Origin of the sequence: Bifidobacterium callitrichidarum (assembly GCF_003129905.1) — a bacterium.
Lineage (GTDB): Bacteria > Actinomycetota > Actinomycetes > Actinomycetales > Bifidobacteriaceae > Bifidobacterium > Bifidobacterium callitrichidarum.
Window position 1 is genome coordinate 1 of sequence record NZ_QFFM01000003.1, and the last position, 14,585, is coordinate 14,585.

At 54.0% G+C, this 14,585-nt stretch carries 20 protein-coding genes; 15 read left to right on the top strand and 5 right to left on the bottom strand.

The annotated features are described in order from the left end of the window. The coding region (gene nrdD / locus DF196_RS01605; RefSeq protein WP_241519539.1) for an anaerobic ribonucleoside-triphosphate reductase at positions 1–710 on the bottom strand (710 nt) is incomplete at its 3' end. 305 nt (positions 711–1,015) lie between these two features. On the opposite strand from nrdD, the gene DF196_RS01610 reads away from it, so the two are divergent. The 12 genes from DF196_RS01610 to DF196_RS01670 all read left to right on the top strand — a co-directional run bounded on the left by DF196_RS01610 (position 1,016) and on the right by DF196_RS01670 (position 7,032). Next, entirely contained in the window at positions 1,016–1,531 is a 516-nt protein-coding gene (locus DF196_RS01610) for a tetratricopeptide repeat protein (protein WP_109056193.1), read from the top strand. 62 nt (positions 1,532–1,593) lie between these two features. After that, positions 1,594–2,031 (top strand): hypothetical protein, encoded by a 438-nt coding sequence (locus DF196_RS01615; protein ID WP_109056194.1) that lies wholly within the window; start codon positions 1,594–1,596, stop codon positions 2,029–2,031. Beyond that, positions 2,031–2,408, top strand: coding sequence for a hypothetical protein (locus DF196_RS01620; RefSeq protein ID WP_109056195.1), 378 nt, complete (start codon positions 2,031–2,033; stop codon positions 2,406–2,408). Before DF196_RS01615 ends, DF196_RS01620 begins: the two co-directional genes overlap by 1 nt. Positions 2,409–2,507: 99 nt before the next feature. Then, positions 2,508–3,191 (top strand): hypothetical protein, encoded by a 684-nt coding sequence (locus DF196_RS01625; protein ID WP_109056196.1) that lies wholly within the window; start codon positions 2,508–2,510, stop codon positions 3,189–3,191. A 17-nt stretch (positions 3,192–3,208) separates the two neighbouring features. Continuing rightward, entirely contained in the window at positions 3,209–3,907 is a 699-nt protein-coding gene (locus tag DF196_RS01630) for a hypothetical protein (RefSeq protein WP_109056197.1), read from the top strand. 165 nt (positions 3,908–4,072) lie between these two features. Continuing rightward, positions 4,073–4,264 (top strand): hypothetical protein, encoded by a 192-nt coding sequence (locus DF196_RS01635; RefSeq protein WP_146194650.1) that lies wholly within the window; start codon positions 4,073–4,075, stop codon positions 4,262–4,264. Positions 4,265–4,270: 6 nt separating this feature from the next. Beyond that, entirely contained in the window at positions 4,271–4,465 is a 195-nt protein-coding gene (locus tag DF196_RS01640; RefSeq protein ID WP_109056199.1) for a hypothetical protein, read from the top strand. Beyond that, the gene (locus tag DF196_RS01645) at positions 4,465–4,707 is read left to right on the top strand and encodes a hypothetical protein (RefSeq protein ID WP_109056200.1); all 243 of its coding nucleotides are present in this window, start codon (positions 4,465–4,467) and stop codon (positions 4,705–4,707) included. The genes DF196_RS01640 and DF196_RS01645 overlap by 1 nt, the downstream gene beginning before the upstream one ends. A gap of 98 nt (positions 4,708–4,805) precedes the next feature. Next, positions 4,806–5,111 (top strand): WhiB family transcriptional regulator, encoded by a 306-nt coding sequence (locus DF196_RS01650; RefSeq protein ID WP_109056356.1) that lies wholly within the window; start codon positions 4,806–4,808, stop codon positions 5,109–5,111. Between the two features lie 21 nt (positions 5,112–5,132). Beyond that, complete coding sequence (locus tag DF196_RS01655; protein WP_109056201.1) at positions 5,133–5,855, top strand: hypothetical protein; 723 nt, start codon at positions 5,133–5,135, stop codon at positions 5,853–5,855. An 11-nt stretch (positions 5,856–5,866) separates the two neighbouring features. Then, positions 5,867–6,172, top strand: a complete 306-nt coding sequence (locus tag DF196_RS01660) for a hypothetical protein (protein ID WP_109056202.1) — start codon at positions 5,867–5,869, stop codon at positions 6,170–6,172. A gap of 467 nt (positions 6,173–6,639) precedes the next feature. Further along, positions 6,640–7,032 (top strand): hypothetical protein, encoded by a 393-nt coding sequence (locus tag DF196_RS01670; protein ID WP_109056204.1) that lies wholly within the window; start codon positions 6,640–6,642, stop codon positions 7,030–7,032. On the opposite strand, the gene DF196_RS01675 is transcribed toward DF196_RS01670, so the two are convergent. From DF196_RS01675 to DF196_RS01690, 4 genes are all read right to left on the bottom strand, one after another. After that, positions 7,029–10,088 (bottom strand): FN3 associated domain-containing protein, encoded by a 3,060-nt coding sequence (locus DF196_RS01675; protein WP_109056205.1) that lies wholly within the window; start codon positions 10,086–10,088, stop codon positions 7,029–7,031. The genes DF196_RS01670 and DF196_RS01675 overlap by 4 nt on opposite strands. 169 nt (positions 10,089–10,257) lie before the next feature. Further along, a complete protein-coding gene (locus tag DF196_RS01680; protein ID WP_109056206.1) occupies positions 10,258–10,899 on the bottom strand; it encodes a vitamin K epoxide reductase family protein in 642 nt (213 codons plus the stop codon). Positions 10,900–11,064: 165 nt separating this feature from the next. Further along, complete coding sequence (locus DF196_RS01685) at positions 11,065–11,808, bottom strand: hypothetical protein (protein WP_109056207.1); 744 nt, start codon at positions 11,806–11,808, stop codon at positions 11,065–11,067. A gap of 305 nt (positions 11,809–12,113) precedes the next feature. Continuing rightward, positions 12,114–13,586, bottom strand: coding sequence for a methyl-accepting chemotaxis domain-containing protein (locus DF196_RS01690; protein ID WP_146194651.1), 1,473 nt, complete (start codon positions 13,584–13,586; stop codon positions 12,114–12,116). Between the two features lie 29 nt (positions 13,587–13,615). Between DF196_RS01690 and DF196_RS01695 the strand changes: the two genes are divergently transcribed. The 3 genes from DF196_RS01695 to DF196_RS13180 all read left to right on the top strand — a co-directional run bounded on the left by DF196_RS01695 (position 13,616) and on the right by DF196_RS13180 (position 14,538). Further along, complete coding sequence (locus DF196_RS01695; RefSeq protein ID WP_146194652.1) at positions 13,616–13,831, top strand: hypothetical protein; 216 nt, start codon at positions 13,616–13,618, stop codon at positions 13,829–13,831. A 72-nt stretch (positions 13,832–13,903) separates the two neighbouring features. Then, positions 13,904–14,248 (top strand): hypothetical protein, encoded by a 345-nt coding sequence (locus DF196_RS01700; protein WP_109056210.1) that lies wholly within the window; start codon positions 13,904–13,906, stop codon positions 14,246–14,248. 86 nt (positions 14,249–14,334) lie between these two features. Continuing rightward, positions 14,335–14,538 (top strand): type II toxin-antitoxin system Phd/YefM family antitoxin, encoded by a 204-nt coding sequence (locus tag DF196_RS13180; RefSeq protein ID WP_146194653.1) that lies wholly within the window; start codon positions 14,335–14,337, stop codon positions 14,536–14,538. Positions 14,539–14,585: the final 47 nt, after the last annotated feature.

Below are 14,585 nucleotides of genomic sequence, written 5' to 3' on the forward strand. Positions count from 1 at the left end.
TCCTTCATGATCTGGGTGATCTGGGTGGCGGCGATGGCGATGGACTTCGGGGAGGCCATCGGGGCGTTGCCGAGCGTGAAACCGTTGGCCAGCATGTCCCAGAAGTTCGGCAGGCTGCAGTTGGACTGGGCGGTGAACGGCGAGTAGTCGGCGTCGTGGAAGTGGATGTCGCCCTTCATATGCGCGTTGGCTACGGCTTTCGGGAGCAAGCGGAATGCCGTCGCCTTGCTCACGGCTCCGGCCAATAGGTCTCGTTGCGTGGAGTACACGTTGGAGTCCTTGTTGGCGTTCTCATGCACGAGCTCGGGATCACGGTCGATGAACCGGCGGACGGCTTCGTTCACGTCGGTCATCTTCGACCGGTCGATGTCCTTGCTGAGACGATAGTCCACGTAGGCGTGCGCCACATCGTACAGGTGGGCGTCCACGAGAGCATGCTCCACGAGGTTCTGGATGTCGTCGATTTTCGCTGGCTCCGTGTAACGGCCTTTGATTTCGCTTTCGACCTTGTCCGCCAGTCCACGAATCAGAGCGTCTTCCTGTGGGCCGATCTGCTTGTTGATGTCACCGTAGGCGGCTTTGATGGCGGTGCTGATGTTGATGGGGTCGAAGTCCACGATTCTGCCGTCTCGTTTTTCGACTTTCACCGGGGTTGTGGTGGTTGATTTGGTGTCGGTCGGCTGGTCGATGAGGACCGTTGGTTCTTCCATGCCTGCTCCTTCTCGTGGATTTTGGCGCGACTTTGCCCACTGTGGGGTGTTTGCCGGGTTGTGGTTTGAAACGGTAGAGGTGGGTTTGTGGTTTTGTGGACGCGGTGGCTTGGTTTCGTGGGGTTGCTGAATTGTTGTTGGCTGTTTTGGCGGGTTGCGTGGCGGGGATTTTGCTAGGGGGTGGTTGTCCATCCGGTGGTTTTCCCCTTCGCGCGTGTCCCGCGTGAATATATTATATACTGTAACTATCCACACAAAAAAAAGCTTCGGAGAGTCCGAAACAACAGAGCCAAAAGGAGAGAACAATGTACCTCAAAGAACTCCGCAAGAAGTTCCTCAACGAATGGGTCGAATCCCTCGACAAGGACAAGAACCTGCTCGACACCAACAACCTGAGCACCTACGCCAAGGCACTGGAAGGCGACCGTCCATTCCGTGACGCCGTAATCGCAGCAACCGTCGGCTACCACATGCTCACCAAAAGGAACATGAACACGTTCGCCAACAACCCTCACGGCGAAACCGCCAAGCAGCACATGTATAAGGTGCTGGACGCGGCCCTGTATGACCCGGACTACGAGTTCGACGCCACCCGATTCGATCGCGCCTACCAGCTGGTCAACCAGCTCATGCAGGAGAACGAGGACAACGCCCAGCCGTACGGTATGCTCGCGTTCCTCAAGTTCATCGCAGGCAACGTGATGGAAGCCGTCGATTATGCGGACAAGGCACTCGACCATGACGGAAACTGCACCATCGCCGCAACCGTACTCGTCGTCTTGGGGAAGAAGATTAAGCCCGCTTGGACGCAGGCGAAGTAACCATCAATCTTTTCTGTGGGTGTCGGCTTTCGGCCGGCACCCACTTGCGAAAGGAAAACCAGATGACGTTTCCATCAGCGAAACTCTATCTATATGCCAGCGATACGCAATCCGATGATTCCGAGGATGGAAGCATCGTTTCAGCGAACATGACTTACGAGGACAGCGGGGACATCAAGTTCGCCATTCGTGGTGCGGTCGAGGTGATTGGGAATCCGGCCCTGCTGACGATGATCAATTCGGTTATCGAAGACAAGAGTCGCGAGGACTTCAAGAAGGATGGGGTCATGGTTCCCGCGCACTTCGAGCTGACCACCGTGCAACGCGAGAACCAGATGTCCCTTATGGAGCTTTCCTTCGATTACATGGGCGAGGACTCGGCCATTACCTCGGTGGCGTTCTGTGGTCTCCTTTCCGAAGCCGCCGTGAACGGTATCTTCCTGTTCCTCATGTATTTAGGGACAATAGTGTCCGGTGAGAAGCAGCCCGAGGAGGAGTGATGAGCTACGACTTGTATGTGGCGGACAAGGCCGTCGAAGAGGATCATTTGTACGACGAATGCCCGCTGGGGGATTTTTCTCTTGGGGATGATTCGGAGCGTGGTCGGTACTTTAACTACACATACAACCTGAGTGAGTTCTTCACCGAGTATGGTGTGAATCCGATTCATGATTTGGATGGTTTGCAGGCCAGTGAATGCGAGGATCGAATCAATAAGGCGCTGAGGCGGATTTCCGATGTCGATATCCAGTCTTTGGAGGAGAAGTACAATCCCGACAATGGATGGGGGAATGTAGATTCGGCCATTCGTTGGCTGTGGTGTATCCGTGATTATTGCAGGAAGCATCCTGATTATCTCGTGTACGAGAGGTCATAATGTCTTGATTCTGTTGGTCGGCGTGTCTCAGCCTCATATTGGGATATACTGAGTATGTCCACACAAAACAGAGAACGCCAACCAACGGAAGAACGCAACATGCCAGAAAACTTCTGGGAAAACAAAACCATCAACCAACTCAACGGAACCACCGTACGAGTCACCACCCCGAACAACACCTACGTCGGGAAACTCATCTACGGTGTCGAACGCAATCAGGACGGCACCGCTCATTACACGCTCTGCATCAACACCGATAATCAGGGGCCTCTGCGAATCTTCACCGCAGACCACAGTGATGGCTTGGTCAGACCGCAGTTGGATGTGCGGATCGAAACCGTGAGCGCCGTCGAATCCGCGGATGGCGCCGAAAACGTAGTCGCCGTCGAAACCCCGGTACAGCAGGATGACAAGGACATTGCAGTCATCACCTACTCCAGTCCGGAACAGCTCAAGTCCGGAGACCTCGTGACCCTCAAGGGAGTGGAAACCGCCTTCCCCTACGACGGAAAAACCAACGGTCGCGGCGTCCGTATCCGTATCGGCACCGGCCCGGAGCCGGTTTGGGTAGACGGTCGAAACATCGACACCATCATCCGCCCCATCAACCCGCTACCGACCAAGCAGGGCATTTACTCGGGAGCAGACGGGAGTCTGTTCTATCTGAATGCTCGCGGCGGCTGGTATGTGATGTACGACGCGGATTCCGACTCTTGGTTCGACCACAAGAATGTTACGGAAAACACGGTGCGTCAACATCTGCCGTTGACGTCGATTCGCTAAAACAAGGGAATTTATCTATGACTGTTTTGAAACCGTTCTGGGATAAGAAAACCATTACCAACCTCGTCAAATACAGAGTGTCCGTCGACTGGCATGGTGGCCGCTACTCCGCGGAGTTGGAAGCCCATCATATGGAGAATGCGCGTATCCCGCAGACGTATCCGCATACGCTGATTATCCGTATGCCCGACGGGACGACCCGTATCCTGTTCACCGCATTGACCATGACCGCCCAGGTCAAGCCGACCGAACTTGTAGACAAGCTCAACGTCCTCCCTGCGGAGGATTATCCGGCCGGGCTGGTGAAAATCGCCTATCAGGCGGCAAAGGAATTGCAGGCCGGGGACAAGCTGAAGATTCGCGGACTGGAAGAGCTTTGCCCTTGGGATGGCGAGTATAAGACCGGCGAGGTTGAGATTCGCTTGGGTAATGGCGAGCAGACCGTTTGGGTCGGTGAGAACGGTATTGAATACATTATCCGCCGTCAACAGCAGTTGCCATCCAAGCCGGGCTTGTATTCCGGTAACGACAAGTCGTTGTACCAGTTGGATAAGTTCCATAACTGGCATCTCATCTATGATGCGTCGCTCCACGGTAACGAACAGTGGTCGAATCCCATGGTGTGTCCCAGCGAAGCGTACCTGTTGAAGCGTATGCCGTTGACGTTCATCGACCCGTTGAATCTTGGTGAGAACGATGACAGCAAGACTATTTAATGCCGGCAACGGCAGGTTCGCTGTCCTTGAATCCGGGGTAGCGACCGGCTGGCTTCAATCGACTTGGAAGGGTTGGCGTCGTTTCTGGCGTGCGGAACGTATTACCGGTGGTAGTGGAGAGTTCCGTTCCAAGCGTCGTGCCGTTGAGTGGTTGGCGGGCCGCTCATGATTCCGCCGGATGATGTTCGGAAAATTCTGCAATGGATCATTGTCACAACACTGATCCTGTCCGCAAAGGATTGGCTGGTTGATTCGGTTGGTCCGGCTGGAATGTTCGCGATCTGTCTGACGGTCGGATTCATCGGCATTGGTATTGCAGTCGACACGATGACGCACGCAAACGATAACGAAAGGTAGAAAAGTATGGCATCGCAGCTTAATCTGGCGGAGAAGATCGTCAAAGACGGGTATCGGCAACTGTCGGACGAGAATCTCAGCAGCCCCTCATACGCTTCAGACACCGCGTACGCGCAATCCCTAGCATTACTGCATATCGCCGAATCATTGGACCGCATCGCCGACTCGTTGGAAAAGATCACAGCCAGGAGACTCATCTGATGGCAGGCAAGGTGACGGATGCGATGGCATACATGGCCATCAACGCCATGTGCGTCAACTCCATCGGAATGACTCCCCGTGAAGCCGCCGAAGCGGCCGACGAATGGTTCCGAGAGCATGATCGGCAGATTTCAGAGAGTGCATGGGAGGAAGGCCATCGGCAGGGTGAATCGGATAGGAAAGTTCCCCTGTATCGGACATCGAACCCGTATAGGAAACCCAGCCGTCCACCGGAATCCTGAAAGCCAGCTGAACGGGGCGCGTATTTCACCGGTTCTGAAACCCGTAGGTTGAAACCCAATCAAAATACGCAACCCCACTACCCATCGAGGTCATCATGATGCAAGGAAACAGCAGGTGGAGGGAACAAGCCGCCTGCAGGAATGAAGATCCCGAACTGTTCTTCCCACTCCCCAACGACAGGGGAAGCGAGGAGAAAGCCATCGCAATCTGCGAAACATGTCCGGTTAAAGCCGACTGCCTGCAGGCCGCTTTGAACGAGCAGGACCAGTTCGGTATCTGGGGTGGTTTGACGGCCGAGGATAGGCGGAGTCTGCTGCGCCGGCGTATGCGTTTGAATCGTATCCGCGAATATGAGCGTCGCCATGGGTTCAGGCAGACGCAGGACGTCTTCTACACGATTTAACTAATAGTAAGGAATAGGATTATGGAGCTCGGGAACCTCCTCTTCGGAAACAGTCACGGAGACTATCCGATCGACCGAAACACGGCAGCCGCAGACCAGCTCAGCGACATCATCAACGAGCTCGGAATCAGCGGATACGGGCATATCGACTACGACAATGAGGAGAAGCTCAAACCAATCACCGGAAGCACTCTCATCCCCACCGATAGGGGAGTGGACGTGCACAATCCAGTCACAGGGAAGCTGCTCGCCAGATTCCAGGCGTACTGGTGGGGTGACGGTGACAGTCCTGAAGCCGACGAACCGAATCTGATTATTCCTGACTTCGGTGTGGAAATCCGCTGGTATAAATACTGGTCGCGAGACGCCTACGCCAACCAGCCGTTCACCGAGGAACTTGTCGCCAATATTCGCAAGGTGTTGGAACCGGCGTTGACTGCAGCATACCCGTATGTGCAGCATCCGGTTTATACGCCGGTCGATTGGGATCATCCTGTTCGCGATTACAAGCTGTGGGGTGAAACCATCAAACCGATTCTCGTGTGCAGGGTTCCCGGCCGGGTTTCGGCCGACATGTATTCACATGGCTTCATTTACAAGGGCAAAGACAGCGGGGAACCGTTCAAGGCGATCATGTTGACCGAGAATGAAATGTTTTCGACCAGCACCCAATTCAAGGACATCGACGACGCGAAGGCATGGTGCGAACGCCGCGCCCGCCGTTGGAAGAGACCAACCAAGTAGGAGCAGAAAACATGCCATATGATTACATTCACCCGCCGAAGGATTCCGTCACTATAGGTGAATGGACTAAGGCGTGGAAGAACCCGGAGACCGGTGTCATCACCATTTCCTCGCTGTTCGATGGATTGGAAAACAGCCAAATCGAACTGCTCCCCGATGAAGCCGACCGACTTGTTGAATTCATCAAGACAGCCGCACCGTCCACAAGAGAACAGTCTCAGCGCAACCGGATCGCGTTGGCCGCCGAAGCCGGTACCATTGCCGAACAGCAGCGTATCGCCAACGCGGAAGCATTACATCGAGCCGGGAGAGTCTGATGGGATTTGAGGTCAGTGAGCCGGCCGCGTATTGGATTGGCGGCCGTGAATCGTTGACCTCAAATAGTCGGGCACATTTCAATTGTGAAGCCGACGGTACCTACTCCGTCGTAATTAAAGACAGCAGGAGCAATAACGAGTGCGCCATGTGGCGTCGTGTTTGCCGCTTCTGCTGCCTTCTTCTTTCTCTGGGGATAGTTCGGGAGGTTTGGCTTCCTGCGGCAGGTTCGGGGCAAGAAACCGTTTATATCGCGGGGATAAGGTCGCAGGTCGAAGCTACTGCCATCCATGAAGCAGTGTTGTCCTGTTCGCCGTCGGTTTTGGACTGTTTGATTGGAAACTTGGAGGCGTGCGAGCAGGTCAAGATGCTGACGATCGCGGCGTAACTGGGTTCTTTGGTTTAGGGCGTGTCCTATCACCTATTGCGTTATACTGTTATTGTCCACACAATATAGGAGAAGAACGCAATGAACCATAATATTCTCGCCGAAAACATTCACGACGGCATTGACAGTCTCATCACCGACGCTGAATCCCGGCTCAAGGACACCCCGGACAACCATGATGCCCGATACGAGCGCGGACTGCTCAAGGACTATGACGAACTCCTCTACTACTACATCGATCACTGCCAGCGAATCCGAGAAGACAAGCATCTTGTCATTGATCCGATTCGCCTGTTCCGCAATCAGGTCGAATGCGACCTCATCAAATACTGGAATTTCGATCACCAGTGGCATCACGATGTTCGTCCGACCGTCATCGGCCGAGTCGCGCGCATCATCAACAAGACGATTGAATCCAATCCGGAATGCGGGCTCACGGTAATCGGAGCCCGCACCGAAGTCGAACTGGCCTAACCTCTTGTAAGCCGTTTCCTCGCCAAGATGGCGAGAACCAATGCCACGAATGCCGTCAACAGGACAGCGGTTCGCCAGCTAGGTGATTCATTGCTTCCCGCTGACGGCATATCCATAACAGGCGTCTGCTTATCGTCTTCCAACCAGTCGGCCGTCAATACCAGATTTCCGTCTGGGAGAAGACTGCCCGGAGTATAAGCGTTCCCGTTGGGTGCAGTCCATTTCAACGGTTTGAAACCCGTCCTCTTATAGGCGATATCCGGCGCGCTCATGCTGATACCCTCATACCGGTCTACCGGATTCATGGTTCCTGTCGCGTCATCGGCTCCGGGTTGGAAGCTGACCGTTCCGGTTTTCTTCGCGTCCGGTGCTGTGACGGTTTCGATTTTCATGGACTGGGATTTGATTGGATTGTACCCATTGACCCAATTGACGGTTTGCGTATACACGTGGGTTGCGCCGGTCAGGTTTGGTCCTTCATAGATGGTGACTTTCAAGCCCGAGGGCACGGATAGGCTGCTGACCTTATCGGTCAGGAAGTCCAAGTCTGCGGCCTCGTAGGTGCCGACTCCGAAGCTTTTCTTCTGGCCGGAACCGTAACTTGGGCCGTATATCTGATTCCAGATAGTCACCTGCCGGTTGTCCGTGAACGTTGCTTCGGCGATACTACTGGGCTTGTATCCGGCTCGGTAGGCGATGGCCTTCACCGTCAGCGGACTGGTGTTGATCGGGATACTAGTGCCGTTCCACCTGTAGCCGTTTTCCGAGGATGGCGTGCTTCCGTCGACCGTGTAATACACGTCGTCCGTCTTGTTTTCCGGGATGATGGTGAACGCGAGATTCCCGTTACTGTCCGTTGTGCCGGTGATTGTTGGTCGGGGAGTGGTTCTGACGTTCGCCGCATGGTCGGGTATCAGAGTGAATTGGAGGACGCCGCCTGCCCAGTCGTATCCGTCGACGTGCGCGGTTTTAGGTTCGCTTGAATACCCGTTTAAGGTGACGGTGATGGTTGAGGAGGGGATGTTTTTCAACGTGAGGTTGCCGCTGCTATCCGTGTGAGTGGTTGTCGGAGAGACTGTGGAATCATCCGGCGTGACCGTGACCGTTGCCTTACTCGGGTCGGTGTCATCCGCCGTCAGTACTTTGATTTGGACTGTCGTATCGGAGACGACATTCGTGGTCTGGCTCGGATTGGCTCGACGGTCATAGGCGATGACCGTGTATTTGGTGGAGTCGGCGGGCGTATCGATGGTGAACGAGCCGGTCGGACTCCAATGGATCGGTGAACCGTTCGCCAAGAGTTCGTATCCGGAGACCGTTGCGGCTTCACCGGAACCGGTCGGATAGGCGGCGGTGATGGAGAGTTTGCCGTCCGTCAGCCGTTTAGCAGTCACGTCAGGACCGACGGTTGTTTTGGAGAACAGGCCGGCATCGTTCATGCCGCGTGCTTCTGCGTCGATGCTGAAGTATTGGATTTTGACCGGCAGCTTCGGATACTTGGCTGTATAGGCTTTCACTTCATCGTAGATGGTTGCGCCGTATCGTTCGAGGACTTCACTCATGTCGAAGCCGAGCGCATCCGAATACGCTTTCGCTGTCGCATTCGCCATACCCTGCGCCTGACTGTCTCCGACGACACGATATGCCGCAACGTTGCGTCGAACCTGACGGTAGACGGCTCCCAAACCGCCGTACTTGTTGACTTGATCGGCCAGTTCCTTCGTGTATGGGCTGCTGGTGAAGTCGTAGGTGGAGTAGTCGTAGTCGTCGAAATAGCGGAGTATCTCCCATTTCGAGGTCACATCCCACCAGATATCACCCCACTTGGAAGCGGCGGACGGGTCAGTCATCTTCGCGTCAAACCATGCATCCAACTGCTTCTGCGCGTTCAGAACACCGGAATGATAGACACTGGTCTCGAACTTTCCGCCGGCCTTGACCTTCTCCGCACCGACCTCATGCCTGCCCCACATGCTGAACAGGTTGTTCGTGGATTCGACCTGAGCCAACGGTTGGATATCCAGCACATGTCCGAACTCGTGGTCGTTGCCCCATCCGTGCGAACCGTCGACACTGGTGGCGACACCGGGGAACACGCTTTCGGGCAGATGGTACATGGTGTACCAGGCGAACATGCTGGAAGGGCTGGTCAGGTTCTGGGTGAGCTCCAATACGACCTTCATCTTCGACGGGAGCTGTCGGGAATCCGTATCGGCTGCGTCGAAGCCTTGCACGTGGTCGAAGAATGAGAGCCTGTTCTCGCTGACTTTAACTATGTTCGTTATCCACGCTGTAGCCGCTGTCTCGTCCTGGATATCTTTCAGCACGTCCACGAGTTTGGCTGCGCGCAGCTCGTACACCATGCGTCCGGTTTCGATCGACGTCACGTCCATGCCCAGGCTGGGGTTGTCGTTGAGGTCGCCGGCTTTGGTGTCCACGCCGTCCTGCACGTAGATTCTGAGTTCCTGCAGATAGGTCCAGAACGCTTCAGGGTGCGTGGAATCGTACACGTAGAACGGGTATCGGCCCAATGATGGTTTCCCGTCCGAACCGTCCATATTCTCTATCGTCACCGACGCGGGACTGGTGGAATCGTTGCGGATATAGAGCACCTGACCGACCTTACGAGAGGTCGTATCATACGTGATTTCGTTCTCGCCGGCCTTGAGCTTTCCGCCGTCATCCATGCGTACCAGCGCGTAATTGTTCGCGTCCACTCGGCCAGCCTGCCGATGAGCCCATAACACGTTCGGTGCCGTACTGTCCGTGGTGAGCGTGATCTTGAATTTCGCAGTGATTCCGGGGCGGATATAGTAGCCGGTCCAGTCGGCGTTCTCGAATTGGAAGTATTGGTAGGTGCGGTTCTTGTCGGTGTCTTTGGAGCCGACTGTGGATAGTTTGATGGTTGTCGGCTGACTTGTACTGTTATCGGCGGTAGCCGCGGTTTCCTGCTGTTGGTTTGTTTCGTTCGCAACGGCAGGTTGAAGGCCGAAACCGGCCGATAGTGTGGCGACCGTCAGGGATAGTGCGAGGATTTTTGAGATTCTGGAAGCCAATACGACAGCCTCTCTAAGGTTGTGTGGACGTTCTCAAAGAAGCATACTGCATTTGGCTGCACAGAAAATACGCGGACCAACCAAACTAATGTGATTTTCATGCCAAACTAATACAAAAATGGCGGGAACTAATGTAAATCAAGTCGAATCACATTAGTTCCCGCAACGCCTATGCGAACAACGCCGCTCCCTCGGTCACGAGGATGAGCACCACGATCGCCACGATCCACAGCACATCGATCATCAGATCGATGTTGAGACGGTAGTACTTCGCTAATCCTGAGGAGACCTCGCCGTCCTTGCCGGCCGGCAGCCCCTGCTCGGCCACGGTCGCATGGCTCAACGCCATGAACTGGATGGTGGTGGAGAACATAAGCGTCAGGCACCACGGGCACAGCGCGTGGATCACGAACAGCGACTGGCTGCTCAGCCAGTACGAGTACGCCAATGCGGCCAGCCCGCCCAGCCAGGTGCAGGCGGCGAACCAGCGCGGCACGCGCACACGCGCCAGACCGATCACCGCGATGGTCACGAACACGCTTTCCGCCGCGATGCCGAAGAAGGCGTTCGGATAGGACAGGCTACCGAACTTCACGATCTCCGCCTGCCAGGACTGGGCCACCGTGGAACAGGAAATCACGGCGTTCACGTCGCATCCGAGCGATGCGGAGGGGTTGCGGGCCAGCTGCAGCGTATCCGCAGACAGGATGAACGATACTACCAACGCTATGGTGGAAGCGATTAGCATGACAGCGTAAGTCCACTGGGAAGAATGCCTGAATCCGATGAGTTTCGTTTGTGAGATTTCCATACTGTATTGACCTTGAACTTGTTGAAAACGTTGAAATGCCAACAACTTTCCAGCCTGATTACATTATGATCATCCGAGGGATGTAATGTAATCAGGCTGGAAAGTTGGAAAACTGGCATGAATCTAGCACTGAGCTGTACTCAACTTTTTAGATGAGGGCAAACGTTAGACGATGAAGGTTATTAAACGGTTGAAGTCTTTTTTGACGGCCTGTCTTTCATTGATTTCAGGCAGGGGGAATGAGCCGGCAAGCTGTTTCCATAATTCTAGACTCGGCGTCGAAGTGAATACCCAGCTTGCGCTAAAGGCATGCTCCCGGTCATCGGTAAGCCAAATGGGGTGTATGTTCGCTTTTCTTGTGATGTAATTCGTCTGATCGAGAGCAATGAGCGATGAGTCGCTCCAGTCGATGCCGTCCACCCAATCGATGATTGGCATTATCGGTGGCTGCGTGGATTCCTTTGATAGTTCGCCGAATCCGTCTGACATGCGGTGATCCGCGACATATTGAAGGTCGTCCATTGCGGTGGATGGGTTCGTGTAGAAGCGGATGTACTGCTTGTTGTATGCCAAGCGTTGGGCTTTGTCCCATTTTCCCGGCTTGTTGTTCGAGATAATCCAGGTCTCGATGTTCTGCAGGCACATGCGGGCGATCAGTTGTTCGGCGAGTGTTTGTGAACCTGTGCCGATGATTTGCAGTTGTAGTTCCTGTTTATAGTTCCAGTACAGCTGACCTGGAGCGTCAAGCGCCGCACCTAGTTTGATGTTTCCGGAACGTTCCAGCCTTTCTCTTTCGACTAGTCGGCGGATGATTTCCGCCTCACTGCTGCCTGTCCTGCGTGATTGTGCTGCCAACCATTCCGATTGCTCGTGCGTTAGCAGGATATGTTTCTTAAGGTCTTTGAGCATGTGACACCTACCTAGATTCCGGTACTGTTTCGATACCGATTAATCGGTACCTAAAAGATACTGGTCTGCTCTAGTGTGTCAAGACACTGCACCTAGTTTTTCGAGGAACTTGTTTTTCAGCGTCTGACTCAATCGCCCATGAATGTTTTAGAAATAGGCCTGTTTCGAGAACATGTGCGAACTTGGCCCGCTACTCAAAACAGCCTCTAAACCCTTGGAAATACTGAATGTTTTAGAAATTTTTGCAATGTTATAGAACAGTTATAACATTGCAAAAATTTCTAGAACATTGCCGGCTCCTATGACTACTCGTGTTGGAATTTCCTTAATCGTTCGGCTGCGCTCATTTCGTTCAGGGGTTTGCCGTATGCGACTTTGGCGTCTGGGTTGTGCCGGTTTTCCTCAAGGATTTGGGCGAGTTCGGCTTTCATGTGTTTGGCTTCCTTGGGGAGGCTGTCGGGCATGGCGAAGATCGGGATGTGGGTGTCGGTGAGGATGCTCATATCCGCTGGCGGGAACACAAAGGAGTGTTCCATGAGTTGGCTGATTTCCTGTGCGATCTGATTCGGGTCCTTGACCGTCCAACAGGTCGGGTCAGGGAGTAGAGCTCCGGCTTTCTGAGGAAGCTGTTTGACCGCCTTACTACGCGCTTTAGCGAGTTTCTGCAGTTGGAGTTCATCCCGGTTGCGGGTTTTCTCCCACTGGTCGTGATGTTTCCGGTATTCGGCCTGCTGTTGTTTGATGAGCTGCACCGTCTGCAAATAGACTTGGTTCTGCTGCTGCCATTCCCGGCTCGGTGTTTCCTTGATGTGTTGGCCGAGCGTGCCGTTGATGATTGAATCGGCGAACAGGATACCGAGGATGATGCCGGCTGCGAGACCCATGCCTGCGCCCAACATCATCGACCAGTCGTGCATGGGAATATTCCTGTTCCACTCGTACAGGTCTTCCGCATACACCAAGGTGTGCGTCATACCAATCAACGTGCCAAGGATGAGACCGAGGACGGGCATCAGCCATTGCACCAGTTTCGACAACCTCTTATGACGCGGTTTGCCCGGTTCCGGCGGACGGTGGAGAACCGGCACGTCCGGGCGAACCGGTTCCGGCTCGTACACCGTGTTCACCACAGGAACCGGCGGCAGCGTATCGGACAGTCGGGTCGTCACATACTTCAAATCCTGTTCGCGAGCCTTGCTCATACGATTCGTATACTCACCCATGCGTTCCACGAGTTTCGTGGCCTGTTTGGTCCACTTCTGATAGGTTTTCCCGTTCTCGGTTTGGATCCAATTGCTGAAGTTCTGCCATGCGGATTCGAACCGGAGCTGATCGATGCTGCTTTTGACGGATTGGATACCTCGGGTCTGTTCGATCAACAGTTGATTGGTGGTGGATACCTGATCGTTCAACCGGTTCAGGGACTCATTGGTTCTTGTCGCTTGGGTGGCGATGTTCGACAACCATTGGTTGCTGATGTCGATGCCGTTTTCGATGGCGTTCAGGCGTTGGTTTGTTTCACGGGTGGCTGCGTTGGCTTCCGCTTGCAGGCGGGTGAGGTTGTTCAACTGGTCGGATTGAGCTAATGCCACACCCAGTGACATGACTTGCAGACCGTTGCTGGTGTCAAGTTTCCTGTTGGCGTCGCTGATGCCTGACATGGTTCTCCTCCGACTGCTGGTGCTTCTGGCTTTTATCGTAGGAAATATCAGGGGCGACGTGCCAAGCGTTCTCTGATATTGATTACGAAAGACATCACTGCGGTAGGTACTCGGCATTCGCTTGTACACGAATTCAGGTGTTTTTCGTGTACAAGATGTACGCAAAAACCATAAAATTCATGTACATGTGCTCAGACGAAGATGCAATCGATCTGGCGTTAGCCGAGAAGCGAATGAGAGAATGGGACGGAACGACCATCAGCATGGAAGAGATGTTGGCGCAGCTGGGAATCACGAGAGAAGAACTCGATAAGCTCCCACCTGTAGAAATAGAGATGGAGGACGACGAAAACAAGAGATAGGCGGGCCCTATGAGGAGCATGCATAAATCCGGATTCATCTAGGCAAACAAACGTCTAGATGAAAGGACAACAATGTCCAGAACATATAAGGATCAGCCTTATCGGCTCTTCCAGAAGAAAGCCATCGAACATGGTTATCGACGTATCCGTTGGATTACTCCACTACCCGTTGATGACACATGGTATGCGGACGTGGACGGTTACCTGTATTCACGCCATAACCAGCGGGTGCACGCACCTCTGAGGCATTACTCCGATTGGCGTTGGATCGAGGACGATTGGCTCACAGATTACGGGAACGAGCGTCATATCAAGCAGCGACTCAAAATGGCCTGCCAGACCGCGAACAGTGGTCTCATGGATGCTGATTGGGATGATCCGCTTGTGTACCAGCGTCGCAGAACGTGGTATCTCTGATGCTTTCCCAAAAAGGGTTGGAACGAATTTTTCGCTCCAGCCCTTTTCCATAGCAATATAATGCGGCCTGTCGAAGGAGAACAGGAGTGGAGCGAACGGTGAATCGTGAATCATGCCGGACTGTGGCTGTTGAGGATTTCCGTAATGGTGATCCGAAGGATTTGTTTGGTCTGGTTGATGACGGTCCTTTGTTTGTTGCTGATGATGGTTCGTTGGATGCTGTGGTGTTGAGTATTCCCGCGTATAAATCGTTGTTGGAGCGTATTGAATCGTTGGAATCCGGCCGTTGATGGCTTGATTTCCTGGGTTGTGGCTGTCTGTCCAATGGTGGATGGCC